Here is a 16,812-nt window from a genome sequence, read left to right as displayed (position 1 = left end):
GCCATGACAGAATTCTTTGAGCAACTGCGTGCCCACCATCAGCGCACGGACGCCACGCTGAGTCAGTTCATCGCCGCTCTGCCATTTCAGAATACTCCTCTGGTTGATGCCATGAGCTATGGGGCATTACTGGGGGGTAAACGGCTGCGTCCGTTTCTGGTGTATACGACCGGACAGCTTTTCGGCCTAAAGCGGGAAAGCCTGGACGCGCCAGCGGCGGCCGTCGAGTGCATACACGCCTACTCATTGATTCATGACGACCTGCCTGCCATGGACAACGACGATCTGCGCCGCGGGCAGCCGACCTGCCACATTCGTTTCGGCGAAGCCAGCGCGATCCTGGCTGGAGACGCGCTGCAAACGCTGGCGTTTTCGATTCTGGCCGATGCGCCGATGCCGCAGGTTAGCGACCGCGACCGTCTGGCGATGGTCTCCGAGCTGGCGCAGGCCAGCGGCGTCGCGGGCATGTGTGGTGGCCAGTCGCTGGATTTGGTCGCCGAAGGGCACCAGGTCGATTTGGCCTCGCTGCAACAGATCCACAGCCATAAAACCGGGGCGCTGATTCGAGCAGCCATACGGATGGGCGCTCTGGCCGCAGGCGAAGCGGGCCGGCAGGCTTTGCCCTGTCTCGACCGCTACGCTGCCGCCATCGGATTAGCTTTTCAGGTACAGGATGACATTCTGGATGTCATCGGCGACAGCGCCACCACCGGCAAACGCCAGGGAGCCGATCAGCAACTGGGTAAAAGTACCTATCCGGGGCTACTGGGGTTGGATGAGGCGAAAGACAAGGCGCGGCGTCTCTATCAGGACTCGCTGGAGGCGCTGGACGATCTGGTCAAAGTCAGTTCCATTACGCTGGACGTTGCGCCGCTGCAGGCGCTGGCGAGTTACATCGTTGAACGCGATAAATAATTTCAACATAAGACACCGCTTAATGAGTATCCGATGACCCTTGATATAGCGAAATATCCCACGCTGGCGCTGGTGGAAACCCCGGACGAACTGCGCCTGCTGCCCAAAGAAAGTCTGCCGAAACTGTGCGATGAGCTTCGGCAATATCTGCTGGACAGCGTCAGCCGTTCAAGCGGGCATTTTGCCTCCGGTCTCGGGACGGTGGAATTGACGGTAGCCCTGCACTACGTCTACAACACCCCGTTTGATCGCGTGATCTGGGACGTTGGCCATCAGGCCTATCCGCACAAAATCCTGACCGGCCGGCGCGATCGTATCGCGACCATCCGGCAGAAAGGCGGCCTGCACCCGTTCCCCTGGCGTGAAGAGAGCGAATTCGATGTACTGAGCGTCGGCCACTCCTCCACCTCCATCAGCGCCGGCATCGGCCTGGCGGTCGCCGCCGACCGTGAAGGCCTGGGCAGGCGGACCGTCTGCGTCATCGGCGACGGCGCCATCACCGCGGGCATGGCGTTTGAAGCCATGAACCACGCGGGAGATATCGACCCGGATATGCTGGTGGTGCTCAACGATAATGAGATGTCGATTTCCGAAAACGTGGGTGCCTTGAACAATCATCTGGCGCAGCTGCTGTCCGGCAAGCTCTACACCACGCTGCGCGAAGGCGGCAAAAAAGTGCTGTCCGGCGTGCCGCCCATCAAAGAGCTGGTGCGGCGCACCGAAGAGCATCTCAAGGCAATGGTCGTCCCCGGCACGCTGTTCGAGGAGTTGGGCTTCAACTACATTGGTCCCATCGACGGTCACGACGTCAATGTACTAACGCAGACGCTGAAAAACATGCGGGGCCTGAAAGGGCCGCAGTTGCTGCACATCATGACCAAGAAAGGCCGTGGCTATGCGCCCGCCGAACAGGACCCGATCAGCTGGCACGCCGTGCCTAAATTCGACCCGGCCAGCGGGATGCTGCCAAAGAGCAAGGAAGGGCTGCCAACCTACTCCAAAATCTTCGGTCAGTGGCTGACAGAGACCGCTGCGGGCGACAGCAAGCTAATGGCGATCACGCCAGCCATGCGGGAAGGCTCCGGGATGGTCGAGTTCTCCCGCCAATATCCCAAACAGTATTTCGACGTGGCCATCGCCGAACAGCATGCGGTGACCTTCGCCGCCGGACTGGCGATTGGCGGCTACAAACCGGTCGTCGCGATCTACTCCACCTTTTTGCAGCGGGCCTACGATCAGGTCATTCACGACGTCGCGATTCAGAAGCTACCGGTCCTGTTCGCTATCGATCGCGGCGGTATCGTGGGTGCCGATGGGCCGACGCACCAAGGCGCATTCGACCTCTCATTCCTGCGCTGCATCCCTAATATGGTGATCATGACGCCGAGCGACGAGAATGAATGTCGTCTTATGCTGCACACCGGCTATCACTATCAGGACGGGCCGGTGGCCGTTCGCTATCCGCGCGGCAATGGTCTGGGCATAGAACTGACGCCGCTGGAATCAATTGCGATCGGCAAAGGCATCGTGCGTCGCGAAGGCGGGAAGCTGGCCATTCTCAACTTCGGGACGCTGCTGCCTGAAGCGAGTGAGGCGGCCGAAAAGCTGAATGCGACGCTGGTGGATATGCGTTTCGTCAAACCGTTGGACGTCGAGCTGCTTGAAACGCTGATGGCAAACCACGACGCGCTGGTGACGCTGGAAGAGAATGCGGTAATGGGGGGAGCAGGCAGCGGCGTGAACGAGTGGGTGATGACGAAGCGCCGACCCGTGTCGGTGCTGAATCTTGGCCTGCCGGATCGGTTTATTTCTCAGGGCTCGCAGCAGGAGGTACGCGCCGATCTGGGACTGGATGCGGCGGGTATTGAACAACGTATCCGGGAGTGGCTGGCCTGATCTCAGACTCAGCGCTTATACCCCGCCGACGCAGCGGCGTCAGCGGGGTATATTCGGAATCTAATCAAGCAGGCTCGCGGTGGCGCGCGCTTACCACGGCTGAGCGTGACCCAACAGATAGATCATGGCCGCCGCCGCCACGCCGGCAATCACATCATCGACCATAATCCCCATGCCACCATGCACGTTACGGTCAAACCAGCGGATGGGCCACGGCTTCCAGATATCAAGAAGACGGAACAGCACAAAACCTGCCGCCACCCAACCCCAATGCATGGAAGGCAGGGCCATCAGCGTAATCCACATCCCGACGAATTCGTCCCACACAATACTGCCGTGATCGTGAACGCCCATATCTTTCGCGGTACGCTGACAGAGGTAAACGCCGATGCCGATGCCGAGCATGACCAACAGAGAATACAGCTGCCACGGCAACAAAATCATCAGATACCACAGCGGGATCGCTGCCAATGATCCTACCGTTCCCGGCATCCAGGGTGATAATCCACTGCCCAGCCCGGTCGCCAGAAAATGCCACGGGTTCAGCATTCGCAGGCGACCTTTCGCCTCACGCGAGCCTTTATTTTCACTCACCAAAGTGGTCATAGCCTTTGAGGTCGATGTCGACAGGTTCGTCGTGTTGGAAGAAGCGCAGCCCTTCGGCAGCCGGACACATCTGTCCGATGCAGGTATAGCGCACGCCCAGGTGGCTAAGCGCCACATCTATCGCGCCGCGATTTAGCTCCGGCACGGTGAAGCACAGTTCGTAATCCTCTCCCCCGCCTAACGCCCAACGTCTGGCGCAATCGGCATTTACCGACTGTGCCAGCGCATCAGAATACGGTAGCCTATCCAGATTGATGTGCGCGCCGCATTCGCTGGCGGTAAGAATATGGCGAAGATCGGAAGCCAGACCGTCGGACAGGTCGATGGCGGAATGCGCTAGACCACGTAGCGCCTGCCCTTGCAAAATGCGCGGCTGAGGCCGCAGATGACGTTGCAACAGGTAGCGTCGCCTTTCGTCGTCCTCGACCTGCAGGCGATCCTGCAAAATAGCCAGACCCGCAGCGCTGTCGCCCAGCGTCCCCGTGACGTAGATCCAGTCGCCGACGTGTGCGCCATCGCGCCGCAGGGCGCGTCCGGCGGGCACCAGTCCCTGAATCGTCAGGGTAATACTAAGCGGACCGCGGGTGGTGTCGCCACCGACCAGTTGCATATCGTAGTAATCGAGCAGTTCGAACAGGCTGTTGCTATAGGCCTCCAACCAGCCGCTGTTGATAGACGGCAGCGTCAAGGCGAGGGATACCCATGCCGGATCGGCGCCCATAGCGGCAAGATCGCTCAGATTGACGGCCAACGATTTGTAGGCCAAGTCCGCCGGATCGATGTCCGGCAGGAAGTGTACGCCGGCCACCAGGGTATCCGTACTGACCGCCAGCTGCATTTTATCAGCCACCGTCAGCAACGCACAGTCGTCTCCAATGCCCAGTTCAACGTCCCGGCGCGTTGTTCTCACCCGGTCAAAATAACGGGCAATCAGATCGAATTCACCAGCAACCATATTTCGTCCAGACTGTACCGAAGCTCAAACTTGCGGGACGGGTAATCCGGTCCCGAATGACTTATTTTTTACGCAGGTGCGGGGCAGCTTTATCCAACACGCCGTTGACAAACTTATGGCTGTCTTCAGCGCCGAACACTTTAGCCAGTTCGATGGCTTCATTGATGGCCACCTTATACGGCACATCGTCACGACGGCTCAGTTCAAAGATCGCCAGACGCAGGATGGCTTTTTCCACCTGACCCAGCTCTTCCAGCTTGCGGGACAGATATGGCGTCATTAACTCATCCATACGCTCGGCCTGCGTCGCTACCCCGGTCAACAGCTCGCGGAAATAGGTGATGTCAACGCCTTTGACATCCTGCTCGCTCAGGAATTGTAGTTCAACATCGGCAATATCGTTTTTAGATAACTGCCAGGAATAAAGCGCTTGAACCGCACATTCACGGGCGCGGCGACGAGCAGCAGGTTTCACGGAAATACCCCTTACTTAATCAGGCTTGCTGGATAGCGTGTAATACATTAATCATTTCAAGCGCGGTCAACGCAGCTTCTGCGCCTTTATTGCCCGCTTTGGTGCCGGCGCGTTCGATAGCTTGCTCAATGCTTTCCGTCGTCAGTACGCCGAAAGCCACGGGAATGTCGCTGTTCATGGCAACCTGCGACAAACCTGAGCTGCATTCGCCAGCCACAAATTCAAAATGGGCTGTCCCACCACGGATCACCGTTCCCAGCGCTACCACGGCATCGTAACCGCCGTTTTGAGTGCTTTTGGTCAACGCGCGTACCGCTAGCGGTAGTTCGTAGGCTCCCGGCACCCATACCACGGTGATGTTCTCTTCCTTCACCTGGCCGATGCGTTTCAGAGCGTCAACGGCGCCTTCTAACAGGCTGTTGTTGATGAAATGGTTGAAGCGGGCAATGGCAATCGCCACGCGGGCGTTAGGCGTCGCAACAACACCTTCAATAACGTTCATAGCTTTCCTTTGACTGGTTTAAGTGCCCCGCAGGGGGGCGGATTCTATCATATTCTTCCGGCGCCGTGTCCGGTTTTGTCAGCCGATATGTTGTTCAGCGAAACGCCTGTACTGCCGCCTCAAGACTGCGGTTTAAGCGTCACGCGCAGATCGGGACCCACCTGCGCCACCTGCGCCAGCGAAAACTCAGGCGCCTGGGACAACTGGGACAATCCCGGCAAGACGCAGAGCGGACGCGCCGCCTCTCCCAGCAGCTTAGGCGCGAGGTAGAGCAGCACTTCGTCCACCACATTGGCGCGCAGCAACGCACCGGCCAGCCGCGCGCCCGCTTCGACCCACACCGAGTTGATCTCGCGTTTGCCCAGCAGCAGCATCAACGCCACCAAATCGATCCCTTCGCCCTGCAACGGCAGCGCCAACTGTTCTACCGACGACGGCCATGCCTGCGCATCGGCCTGACGACGTGCCAGCCAGGTCGACCCGGGCTGCTGAATCAGACGATGACGAAACGTGACACGCTCCTGGCTGTCGACAATCACCCGGACGGGCTGACGCAGCTGATCCTGCGGATACGCCCGCTGCATCTCGGGATCGAACTCTTCCCAACGCACTGTCAGAGAAGGATCGTCCGCCAGCACGGTCGCGCTGCTGCTCAGGATAGCGGCGCTTTCGGCGCGAAAACGCTGTACGTCCTGGCGCGCCTGCGGTGACGTGATCCACCGGCTTTCGCCGGAAGCCATCGCCGTGCGGCCATCCAGAGACGCCGCCATTTTGAGCTGTACGAAGGGCCGTCCGGTGCGCATACGTTTGGAGAAACCGCGATTAAGCTGCTCGGCTTCCGCCGCCATCACGCCGTAGCTGACGTCAATACCGGCCTGATGCAATCGCGTCAGCCCGCGTCCGGCGACCTGTGGATTGGGATCCTGCATCGCGGCGACAACCCGTTTCACGCCGGCGGCGATCAGCGCATCCGCGCAGGGCGGTGTACGCCCGTGATGACTACAGGGTTCTAACGTGACGTAAGCCGTTGCGCCGCGCGCGCATTCACCGGCCATGCTCAGCGCGTGAACTTCCGCATGAGGACCGCCCGCCTTCTGGTGATAGCCTTCGCCGACGATCTCGCCGTCGCGGGTGATCACGCAGCCTACGTTGGGATTGGGCGCGGTGGTGAAACGGCCCCGGCGCGCCAGTTCCAGCGCCCGGGCCATATAAAATTCATCCGACGGTAGTGTCATTCCCAGTCTCTCTTCTCAGCGCCGACTGACGGAGGTTAATCCTGCAGACGGGCGATCTCTTCCCCGAATTCTCGGATATCTTCAAAGCTGCGGTAAACCGAGGCGAAACGGATGTAGGCAACCTTATCCAGCTTTTTCAGCGCATCCATCACCAGATTACCCAGCATCTTGGCGGTAACTTCTCGTTCTCCGGTGGCGCGCAGCTGCGATTTGATATGGTTAATCGCCATCTCTACGTCATCGGAGCTGACCGGCCGTTTTTCCAGCGCTTTCTGCATACCACTGCGCAGTTTGTCCTCATTGAAGGGCTCCCGCACATCGTTGCTTTTGATGATACGAGGCATCACGAGTTCCGCCACTTCGAAGGTGGTAAAACGTTCGTTGCAGACCAGACACTGACGACGTCGACGTACCTGTGCTCCCTCACTAACTAACCGGGAATCAATCACTTTGGTATCAACTGCAGAACAAAATGGGCAATGCATAACCTTTCCCGCTCCCTCCGTTTATCATAAGAACAGTTTACCCTGAATTCAGCGCCTAACCCAGCCTCCATATGGCGCGACGCGGCCACAAGCGCCCTCCAGACATCGGTTTAGATTGGGTTGAGGATCAATCTGCTAAGTTGTGACTCCGCATAATGGCGCCTGCCGTTTACGGCTTTCGCCTGAGCTGAAACTCGCCTCCCGACCGCACGATCGCGTCGCCTGGGATGGCATCGACCACCGGAGAAATTGAATGGAACCCGAACCTCACCCTGCGCAGGCAGGACTTCTTCGGTAAGGCAGCCCCCGCTTTTCTCGCTGCCTTACCGACCGATCAGTAAGGCAGCGACGTTCATAAATCGTCCCTGCTGTTGTTAAAAACCGATGCGCCGGTGAATGACCCCTGCGCGTCAGCACGCCGCGACGTCACTCCGTCGTGGCGGAGGGACTGTTATGCTATTTACACGCCTCACCCGGCAATGGCTCGCCCAAATTAGCCGCCATCTGCCTTCTCGTTTGTTTCATCGCTCACCCATGCCGGACGGCCAGGCGAATGAGATTCCGGAGCGTCTCGCCCGTCAGTGTCATCACTACGCCTGGCAGAGTGAAGAAGCGCTTTATCAGGCTTTTGACAGCCATCCCGAAGGGCTGATGCCTAATGAAGTCCGACAGGCACGACTGACCTACGGTGAAAATAAGATCCCCGGCGAACAGGCCGCGCCCTGGTGGCTGCATTTGTGGCGCTGCTATCGCAACCCTTTCAATCTGTTGCTGACGCTGCTGGCGCTAATTTCCTACGCCACGGAAGATCTGACCGCGGCACTGGTCATTGGGCTGATGGTGCTGATTTCGACGCTGCTGCACTTTATTCAGGAAGCCCGTTCAGGAAAAGCCGCGGATACGCTGAAGGCGATGGTCAGCAATACCGCCACCGTCCTGCGATGCGATGATCAGACCGGACGCAGCGAGTATCAGGACATCCCGATGGATCAGCTGGTGCCGGGCGACATCGTCAAGCTGGCGGCCGGCGACATGATCCCGGCCGACCTGCGCGTGCTACAAGCGCGCGATCTGTTTATCAGTCAGGCCTCGTTGACCGGCGAGTCGCTGCCCGTCGAAAAAGTCGCGCAAAGTCGCTTGGCGAAAAACGCTCCGGCGCTGGAAAGCGACACGCTGTGCTTCATGGGCACTAACGTGATTAGCGGTACGGCGCAGGCGATAGTGATCGGCACCGGCGCCAACACCTGGTTCGGCCAGTTGGCGGACCGAGTGACGAATCAGCCCGAGCAGGAAAACGCCTTTCAGCAGGGCATCAGCCGCGTCAGCTGGCTGCTGATCCGCTTTATGATGGTGATGACGCCCATCGTGCTGGTCATCAACGGCTACACCAAAGGCGACTGGTGGGAGGCGGCGCTGTTCGCGCTGTCGGTCGCCGTGGGGCTGACGCCGGAAATGCTGCCGATGATCGTCACCTCAACGTTGGCGAAAGGCGCGGTCAAACTCTCTCGTCAGAACGTGATCGTCAAACGTCTGGACGCTATTCACAACTTCGGCGCGATGAATCTTCTGTGCACCGACAAGACCGGCACGCTGACGCAGGATCGCATCGCGCTGGAAAGTCATACCGATGCCTTTGGACGCCGCAGTCAAAAGGTGCTGCGCCTGGCGTGGCTGAACAGCGCCCACCAAACCGGGCTGCAAAACCTGCTCGATCAGGCCGTATTGGAAGGTATTTCCGACAAAGAGCAGCATGATGTCCTCTCCCGCTGGAGCAAGGTGGATGAAATCCCGTTCGACTTCGAACGCCGCCGGATGTCTGTCGTCGTCGCCGAAAACGATCGGGAGCATCAGCTGATTTGCAAAGGCGCGCTGGAGGAAATGCTGAGCGTCTGTTCCTCCGTGCGAATCGGTGAAGAGACCATGGTGCTGGATGAGGACCGGCTGCTGCGGATCCGCCATCTCACCGACGATTGGAATCGCCAGGGCCTGCGAATCGTGGCCGTCGCCAGCAAGATGATCGACGCCGAGCCGCGGGATCATGCCCGCGTGGATGAGTCCGATCTGATTCTGGAAGGCTATATCGCGTTCCTCGATCCGCCGAAAGAGAGCACCGCGCCCGCGTTGAAATCGCTGAACAACAGCGGGATCGCGGTCAAAATCCTGACCGGGGACAGTGAGCTCGTGGCCGCCAAGGTATGCCGCGACGTCGGCATCGACTGTTCGAAGACGCTGCTCGGCAGCCGTCTCGACGAGATGACCGACGAGCAACTCTCGGCTCAGGCAGAAACCACTACGCTGTTCGCCCGGCTGACGCCAATGCACAAAGAGCGGATTGTGCGTCTGCTGCGAGCGCAGGGACATGTCGTCGGCTTCATGGGGGACGGCATTAACGATGCCCCGGCTCTGCGGGCGGCGGACATCGGCATCTCCGTCGACTCCGCCGTGGACATCGCCCGGGAGGCCGCCGATATCATCCTGCTGGAGAAAAGCCTGATGGTGCTGGAGAAAGGGGTGATTGAAGGCCGTCGAACCTTCGTCAACATGTTGAAATACATCAAGATGACCGCCAGCTCCAACTTCGGCAACGTGTTCAGCGTGCTGATCGCCAGTGCGTTTCTCCCGTTCCTGCCCATGCTGCCGCTGCATCTGCTGATCCAGAACCTGATGTACGATATTTCGCAGATCGCTATCCCGTTCGATAACGTGGACGATGAGCAGATTCACCGCCCGCAGCGCTGGGATGCCGGATATATTGGTCGTTTCATGGTGTTCTTCGGCCCGATCAGCTCTATTTTCGACGTGATGACGTTCTCTCTGATGTGGTGGGTATTTCAGGCCAACACGCCGGAGATGCAAACCCTGTTCCAGTCCGGCTGGTTCATTGAAGGGCTGCTGTCGCAGACGCTGATCGTGCATATGATCCGTACCCGTAAAATTCCGTTTATCCAGAGCCGTCCGTCATGGCCATTGGCAATGATGACGCTGCTGATTATGGCGACGGGGATCGCGCTGGTCTTCTCACCGCTGGCCGGGTTCCTGGAACTGCAGCCGCTGCCTCTGAGCTATTTCCCATGGCTCATCGCCATTCTTTGCGGCTACATGATGCTGACGCAGGCGATGAAAGGCTTCTTCGCTCGCCGTTACGGCCGGCAGTAACCGGCCGACGCAACGGCTGCGCCCGCTTCCCTCCTGCGGGCGCAGCCTTTTCCCCTCTCGGGTTTCTGTCCCGCCGCTTTCTGCCGATGCTCCGTTTTTGTTCCGCATCCGCTATTATCTGTCGCAGAACACTTATCTGGCGATGACGCCAACTCGGCGCCTGACTTAATGCGGCGACGTTTTCTCCGTCCAGGATATACCGCCGTTTCTCAAGGAGACTCTTTCATGACCGCCCGTTTCCGTCTGCTTACTTTGCTGCCAACGTTGATCGCGCTGGCAGGCTGCGCCCAACAGCAACCGTTGCCCCAGGTGCAGCAAGAAATCAGTCAGTTGAATCAACGGTTGCAAACGCTCGCCAAGCAGGCCGTGGCGCTCAAACGCCAAAATGCCTTGAACGCGCACTCCGACACGGGGGTTTATCTGCTGCCGGCAGCCAAAAATTATGCGTTGGTGGACAGCGCGATCGGCCGACTCAGCGTCTCTCTGAGCCATGTTTCGCAAGAAGCCAGCGGGACGCACGCCCAGTTGCATATCCGACTGCTCGACGGCGGAACCCTGCCGAATTTCCGCGCCCATCTGGACTGGGGCGAACTGGACGCGTCGGGAAAACCGCTGACGGATGGCGCGCAAACCCAATCCTTCGCCGTGACGCAAACGCTGCTCCCTAAATGGGAGGCCGCGATCGCGCTGCGCCTGACCGGCCTATCCCCCGAACAGCTGGGTTTTATTCGCCTGTACGATATCGAGAAGGCCGCGGCTGTGCCGCGGCCAAACCCCATGTCCTCACCAGCGCACTGATGAACCGCCTTGATAGCCGGGATAGCGGGCACCATCTTGCCCGCGCCTTCTGCCCGGAACCGTGGCACAAGCCAAAAAAAACCCGCCGTGAAAGGCGGGTTTTTTCATATCGAAATAGAGCGTTACGGTAACAGCGACGGCTGGTCCGCTCCCTCTTTCTCGACTTTTTGCTGAATCATGTGCTCGCGCTTCATGCCCAGCTTCAGCGCCAGTGCGGACGCGACGTAAATGGAAGACACCGTACCGATGGAGACGCCGATCAGCATCGCCAGCGAGAAGCCCGACAGCATCGCACCACCGAAGATATACAGCATCAGCACCACCACCAGCGTGGTGGCGGACGTCATGATGGTACGGCTCAGCGTTTGCGTCAGCGACACGTTCATGATCTCATACGGCGTACCGCGGCGGATCTTACGGAAGTTCTCACGGATACGGTCGGAGACCACGATGCTGTCGTTCAGCGAGTAGCCGATGACCGACATCAGCGAGGCCACAATCGTCAGATCGATTTCGATCTGAAACAGCGACAGCACGCCCAGCGTGATGATGACGTCATGCGCCAATGCGATAACCGCACCCAGCGCCAACCGCCATTCGAAACGGAAGCCGACGTAGATCAGGATGCAGATCAGCGCCGCCAGCAGCGCCATGCCGCCCGCCTGCGCCAGATCGTTACCGACGCTCGGTCCAACGAACTCGATACGCTTCACTTCGCCGTGCTGGGAGGTGCTCTGGTTAATCACGTTCAACACCTGATTGCCCAGCTCCTGCCCGGAGTTGCCGACGTTCGGCGACATTCTCACCATCACGTCGCGGCTGCTGCCGAAGTTCTGAACCAGCGGATCGGCAAAGCCGGCTTTCTCCAGCGCCTGACGCATTTCGTCCAGATCGCCCGGTTTTTCCAGGTGAATTTCAATCACCGTACCGCCAGTGAAATCCAGTCCCCAGTTGAAGCCGCGGGCGCCGATCAGCACCAGAGAAATCACCAGCAGAATCCCGGAAATCAGGAACGCCAGATTGTCCCAGCGCATAAAGTCGATGACTTTACGGCCGTAGTTGAGTTGCTCAACAGTATATTCCTGTGCCACAACGCACTCCTCAGATAGACAGCTTGTTAATGCGTTTACCGCCGTAAAGCAGGTTTACGATGGCACGGGTACCGACAATCGCCGTAAACATCGAGGTCGCAACCCCGATCGTCGTGGTGATGGCAAAGCCTTTGATCGAGCCGGTACCGACCGCATACAGGATCACGGCAGTGATCAGGGTCGTCACGTTCGCATCCACGATACTGGAGAACGCGCCTTTGTAACCCTCATGGATCGCCTGTTGCACCGTTCGACCGTTTTTCAGCTCTTCCTTGATACGTTCGTTGATCAACACGTTCGCATCAACCGCCACCGCCAGCGTCAGCACGATACCGGCAATCCCCGGCATGGTGAGCGTCGCGCCGGGCAGCAGAGACATAATCCCGACAATCAGCACCAGGTTAGCGATAAGCGCGGTAGTCGCGATAATCCCGAATTTACGGTAGTAGACCACCATGAACACGATGGAGGCGATCAGGCCCCACAGGCAGGCTTCCAGACCCTGAGTGATGTTCTGCATCCCCAACGTCGGGCCAATGGTCCGCTCTTCGACGATCTGAATCGGCGCAATCAGCGCGCCGGCGCGCAGCAGCAACGACAGCTGACGCGCTTCGTTCGGATTGTTGATACCGGTGATACGGAAGCTGTTGCCCAGACGAGACTGGATGGTCGCGACGTTGATGACCTCTTCCTGTTTCTCCAAAATCGCGCGGCCGTTGGCGTCTTTCTTACCGCTGTCCTTGTATTCCACGAACAGCGTCGCCATCAGTTTGCCGATGTTGTCCTTGGTAAAGTCGGACATGATGTTGCCGCCGGCGCTGTCCAGAGAGATGTTGACCTGAGGGCGATTGTATTCGTCGGAGCTGGACGTGGAGTCCGTGATATGGTCGCCGGTCAGGATCACGCGCTTGTACAGCACGACAGGACCGCCTTCACGCATCTGTTTCACTTCCGAGTCACCCGGTACGCGACCGCTGGCGGCAGCCGTCGAATCCACGTTTGAGTTGACCAAACGGAACTCCAGCGTCGCCGTCGCGCCCAAGATTTCTTTCGCGCGCGCCGTATCCTGAATACCGGGCAGTTCGACGACGATACGGTCGGCGCCCTGACGCTGAACCAACGGCTCGGCGACGCCCAACTGGTTCACACGGTTACGCAGAATGTTGATGTTCTGCTGGACCGCATACTCGCGGGCTTCGCTCAGTCGCGCATCGCTCATAACCGCACGCAGCGTGGCGTCGCCGTTGGCGTTGATCACCAGATCGCGGTGGCGGGACGTCAGGTAACTGACGCCTTGATTACGGGTATCACCGTCGCGGAAGCGAATTTCGACGCCGTAATTATCACTCTTGCGGACGGAGGCGTAAGGAATGTTTTTCTCGCGCAGGTCGCTGCGCAGGGAATCCATGGTTTGTTCCTGCAGCTTGCCCAGCGCGGTATCCATATCAACTTCCATCAGGAAGTGCACGCCGCCGCGCAGGTCGAGCCCCAGCTTCATGGGTTCAGCGCCGAGCACTCTCAGCCACTGCGGGGTCGCGGGAGCCAGGTTGAGCGCAACCACGAACTTGTCGCCCAGCTCGCCCAGCAGCGCTTCACGAGCGCGGAGCTGTACGTCAGGGTTAGAGAAACGAGCCAGTATCGCGCCGTTTTCGAGCGCGATCGACTTGCTGGAAAGATTCTGTTCTTTTAAGACATTCTGGACCTGGACCAGCGTCGATTCACTGGCGGCGGCACCTCGCGCGCCAGTGATCTGAATCGCCGGATCCTCACCATATAGGTTAGGAAGCGCATACAGCAGACCGATGAGAACGGCCACGATCAGCATGATGTACTTCCACAAAGGATAACGGTTTAACACGGTAGTTCCCTTTGGGAAAAGGCAAAAATTACAGGGCTTTCATCGTACCCTTCGGCAGCACGGAGGCGACGAAATCACGTTTGATCACGACTTCGTTGTTTTCGTTCAGTTCGATGGCGATGTAGCCATTCTCGGAGACTTTGGTCACACGACCGACCAGGCCGCCGTTAGTCAGCACTTCATCCCCTTTGCTGATGGAGTCCATCAACTTTTTGTGTTCCTTGGCGCGCTTTTGCTGAGGACGCAGGATCATGAAGTAAAAAATCAGACCGAACACGACCAGCATGATGATCAGAGAGTAAGGGCTTCCCTGCGCCGGAGCCCCCGCTGTTGCTGCAACGGCATCGGAAATGAAAAGATTCATGTAAGTTTCCTCTTTATAAAAACGAAAAAGTGATCAAACCAAATAACGTCAAGGGAGCGACGTCCGCCACCGCCCTCATACTGCTAATACGACTTATACTGCGTCAATCGCCGGCGGAACCGGCTTACCAAGACGCTGGTAAAATGCGGCGACAAAGTCGTCCAATTTACCGTCTTCGATAGCCTGGCGTAAACCAGCCATCAGCCGCTGATAATAGCGCAAATTATGGATGGTATTGAGACGTGCGCCGAGTATTTCGTTACAGCGATCAAGATGATGCAGATAAGCGCGGCTGTAATGGCGGCATGTATAGCAATCACATTCGGCATCCAGCGGCGCGGTATCATCCTTATGTTTGGCGTTGCGAATTTTCACCACGCCGTCGGTCACAAACAGGTGACCATTGCGGGCGTTGCGGGTCGGCATCACGCAATCGAACATATCCACGCCGCGTCGCACGCCTTCCACCAAATCTTCAGGCTTTCCAACGCCCATCAGGTAACGGGGCTTGTCTTCCGGAAGCTGAGGGCAGACGTGTTCCAGAATGCGATGCATATCCGCTTTCGGCTCACCGACCGCCAGGCCGCCCACAGCGTACCCATCAAAACCAATGTCTACCAGCCCTTTTACCGACACATCTCGTAAATCTTCGTAAACGCTGCCCTGCACGATGCCGAACAACGCATTGCCGTTGCCCAGTTCGTCGAAGCGCCGACGGCAACGCTTCGCCCAGCGCAGCGACATTTCCATCGAGCGTTTGGCGTAGTCCCAGTCGGCGGGATATGGCGTGCATTCGTCGAAAATCATCACGACATCCGATCCCAGGTCGTGCTGGATCTCCATGGATTTTTCCGGACTGAGGAAGATCGCATCCCCGTTGATCGGGTTACGAAAATGCACGCCTTCTTCGGTGATCTTGCGGATATCGCCCAGGCTGAACACCTGGAAACCGCCGGAGTCGGTCAGAATCGGTCCCTGCCACTGCATGAAGTCGTGCAGGTCGCCGTGCAGCTTCATAATCTCCTGACCCGGGCGCAGCCACAGGTGGAACGTGTTGCCCAGAATGATCTGCGCGCCCGTCTCTTTCACTTCTTCCGGCGTCATGCCTTTCACCGTGCCGTATGTCCCCACCGGCATAAAAGCCGGGGTCTCGACTACGCCACGCTCAAACACCAGTCGTCCGCGGCGGGCACGACCATCCGTCGTAAACAATTCGTACTTCACTTAACCTCCAGCACCAGAGAAACAGTCTGATGTCGTTGTTGATGACCTCTAAAAAGGGACTGCTGGCGGCCTATGCCGCCGGTAATCGTCGGATTATTCGCCGACGTGTTCCTGTTCTGCCTTGGGATTGCGCGTGATAAACATCGCATCACCGTAGCTGAAAAAGCGTAGCTGCTCCGCCACGGCCTGACGATAGGCGTTCATGGTGTGGCGATAGCCGGCGAAAGCGGAGACCAGCATGATCAACGTGGACTCCGGCAGGTGGAAATTGGTCACCAGCGCATCGATGACGCGATAGTGGTAGCCGGGATAGATAAAGATGCGGGTATCACCGAAAAATGGCGCGATGACGGCGTCGGAACAGGTCTGCGCAGCGCTCTCCAGCGAACGCACGGAGGTGGTGCCGACGGCGATCACCCGGTTGCCGCGCGCTTTACACGCCAGCACGGCATCCACGACATCCTGGGGGACTTCCGCATACTCGGCGTGCATAACGTGATCTTCAATGCTGTCCACCCGCACCGGCTGGAAAGTGCCCGCGCCCACATGCAGGGTGACGAAGGCCATTTCGATGCCCTTCTTGCGCAGCGCCGCCAGCAGCGGCTCGTCGAAGTGCAGACCGGCAGTTGGCGCCGCGACTGCGCCGGGACGCTGGCTGTAGACGGTCTGATACAGTTCCCGGTCGGCCTCCTCATCAGGGCGGCCAATATACGGCGGCAGTGGAATGTGGCCGATATCGTTGAGGATGGTCAACACGTCGCGCGGATCGTCGAAACGGATTTCAAACAATGCATCCTGACGGGACAGCATTGTGGCCGCCACGCTTTCATCCTCGCCCAGCACCAGCTCCGCGCCCGGCTTAGGCGCCTTCGAGGCGCGCACATGGGCCAGCACGCGATGCTCGTCCAGTACGCGCTCTACCAGAACTTCCAGCTTACCGCCGCTCGCTTTGCGTCCGAACAGTCGGGCGGGGATCACGCGCGTATTGTTGAAAACCAGCAGGTCGCCGGGTTCCAGCTTGTCCAATAAATCGCTAAAGATGCCCAGAGACGTCTCTCCGCTCGGCCCATCCACCGACAACAGACGGCACGCGCTACGCTGCGCCTGGGGATAATGGGCGATAAGAGACTCAGGGAGTTCAAACGAAAAATCGGCAACACGCATGACTATTCACTTAGCTATCTGACAGAGGGAAAAAGAGGCGGCCTAGTCTAGAGCCGGGAACGACCGGCTGCAAGAAATAAGCGGTCTG

15 protein-coding genes are annotated in these 16,812 nt (G+C 58.5%); 4 read left to right on the top strand and 11 right to left on the bottom strand.

Features of this window, described 5'->3' with window-relative positions; genetic code table 11:
- Positions 1 to 3 precede the first annotated feature (3 nt).
- Positions 4 to 915 (top strand): (2E,6E)-farnesyl diphosphate synthase, encoded by a 912-nt coding sequence (ispA, locus tag I6N93_RS04685; RefSeq protein ID WP_085688505.1) that lies wholly within the window; start codon positions 4 to 6, stop codon positions 913 to 915.
- A gap of 33 nt (positions 916 to 948) precedes the next feature.
- Positions 949 to 2,811: a 1-deoxy-D-xylulose-5-phosphate synthase gene (gene dxs / locus I6N93_RS04680; protein WP_085688503.1), complete on the top strand. Its 1,863-nt coding sequence runs from the start codon at positions 949 to 951 to the stop codon at positions 2,809 to 2,811.
- A gap of 90 nt (positions 2,812 to 2,901) precedes the next feature.
- On the opposite strand, the gene pgpA is transcribed toward dxs, so the two are convergent.
- The 6 genes from pgpA to nrdR all read right to left on the bottom strand — a co-directional run bounded on the left by pgpA (position 2,902) and on the right by nrdR (position 7,069).
- On the bottom strand, positions 2,902 to 3,417 hold the full coding sequence (gene pgpA / locus I6N93_RS04675; protein WP_085688501.1) for a phosphatidylglycerophosphatase A: 516 nt from the start codon (positions 3,415 to 3,417) through the stop codon (positions 2,902 to 2,904).
- Entirely contained in the window at positions 3,398 to 4,372 is a 975-nt protein-coding gene (gene thiL / locus I6N93_RS04670; RefSeq protein WP_085688499.1) for a thiamine-phosphate kinase, read from the bottom strand. Before thiL ends, pgpA begins: the two co-directional genes overlap by 20 nt.
- Before the next feature lie 61 nt (positions 4,373 to 4,433).
- Positions 4,434 to 4,847, bottom strand: a complete 414-nt coding sequence (gene nusB / locus I6N93_RS04665; protein WP_085688497.1) for a transcription antitermination factor NusB — start codon at positions 4,845 to 4,847, stop codon at positions 4,434 to 4,436.
- A 19-nt stretch (positions 4,848 to 4,866) separates the two neighbouring features.
- Positions 4,867 to 5,349, bottom strand: a complete 483-nt coding sequence (gene ribH, locus I6N93_RS04660) for a 6,7-dimethyl-8-ribityllumazine synthase (RefSeq protein ID WP_085688495.1) — start codon at positions 5,347 to 5,349, stop codon at positions 4,867 to 4,869.
- 119 nt (positions 5,350 to 5,468) lie between these two features.
- A complete protein-coding gene (ribD, locus tag I6N93_RS04655) occupies positions 5,469 to 6,584 on the bottom strand; it encodes a bifunctional diaminohydroxyphosphoribosylaminopyrimidine deaminase/5-amino-6-(5-phosphoribosylamino)uracil reductase RibD (RefSeq protein WP_085688493.1) in 1,116 nt (371 codons plus the stop codon).
- A 35-nt stretch (positions 6,585 to 6,619) separates the two neighbouring features.
- The gene (nrdR, locus tag I6N93_RS04650) at positions 6,620 to 7,069 is read right to left on the bottom strand and encodes a transcriptional regulator NrdR (protein WP_026738810.1); all 450 of its coding nucleotides are present in this window, start codon (positions 7,067 to 7,069) and stop codon (positions 6,620 to 6,622) included.
- 453 nt (positions 7,070 to 7,522) lie between these two features.
- Here nrdR and mgtA point away from each other — a divergent pair, with 453 nt between their 5' ends.
- Both mgtA and I6N93_RS04640 read left to right on the top strand, forming a co-directional pair.
- The gene (mgtA, locus tag I6N93_RS04645) at positions 7,523 to 10,225 is read left to right on the top strand and encodes a magnesium-translocating P-type ATPase (RefSeq protein ID WP_085688491.1); all 2,703 of its coding nucleotides are present in this window, start codon (positions 7,523 to 7,525) and stop codon (positions 10,223 to 10,225) included.
- A 225-nt stretch (positions 10,226 to 10,450) separates the two neighbouring features.
- On the top strand, positions 10,451 to 11,023 hold the full coding sequence (locus I6N93_RS04640; RefSeq protein WP_085688489.1) for a DUF3251 domain-containing protein: 573 nt from the start codon (positions 10,451 to 10,453) through the stop codon (positions 11,021 to 11,023).
- A gap of 122 nt (positions 11,024 to 11,145) precedes the next feature.
- Here the strand turns inward: I6N93_RS04640 and secF are convergent, their stop codons facing one another.
- The 5 genes from secF to queA all read right to left on the bottom strand — a co-directional run bounded on the left by secF (position 11,146) and on the right by queA (position 16,724).
- On the bottom strand, positions 11,146 to 12,114 hold the full coding sequence (secF, locus tag I6N93_RS04635) for a protein translocase subunit SecF (RefSeq protein WP_027063691.1): 969 nt from the start codon (positions 12,112 to 12,114) through the stop codon (positions 11,146 to 11,148).
- Between the two features lie 10 nt (positions 12,115 to 12,124).
- Entirely contained in the window at positions 12,125 to 13,972 is a 1,848-nt protein-coding gene (gene secD / locus I6N93_RS04630; protein WP_085688487.1) for a protein translocase subunit SecD, read from the bottom strand.
- A gap of 28 nt (positions 13,973 to 14,000) precedes the next feature.
- Positions 14,001 to 14,336: a preprotein translocase subunit YajC gene (yajC, locus tag I6N93_RS04625; RefSeq protein ID WP_085688485.1), complete on the bottom strand. Its 336-nt coding sequence runs from the start codon at positions 14,334 to 14,336 to the stop codon at positions 14,001 to 14,003.
- Positions 14,337 to 14,429: 93 nt separating this feature from the next.
- Positions 14,430 to 15,560 carry a tRNA guanosine(34) transglycosylase Tgt gene (gene tgt / locus I6N93_RS04620; RefSeq protein WP_085688483.1) on the bottom strand — a complete coding sequence of 377 codons (1,131 nt, stop codon included), beginning with the start codon at positions 15,558 to 15,560 and terminating at the stop codon, positions 14,430 to 14,432.
- 93 nt (positions 15,561 to 15,653) lie between these two features.
- Positions 15,654 to 16,724 carry a tRNA preQ1(34) S-adenosylmethionine ribosyltransferase-isomerase QueA gene (gene queA, locus I6N93_RS04615; protein WP_085688481.1) on the bottom strand — a complete coding sequence of 357 codons (1,071 nt, stop codon included), beginning with the start codon at positions 16,722 to 16,724 and terminating at the stop codon, positions 15,654 to 15,656.
- Positions 16,725 to 16,812 lie beyond the last annotated feature (88 nt).

It is taken from the genome of Lonsdalea populi (assembly GCF_015999465.1).
GTDB classification, from domain to species: domain Bacteria; phylum Pseudomonadota; class Gammaproteobacteria; order Enterobacterales; family Enterobacteriaceae; genus Lonsdalea; species Lonsdalea populi.
This window is presented reverse-complemented; position numbering and strand designations above follow the sequence as displayed.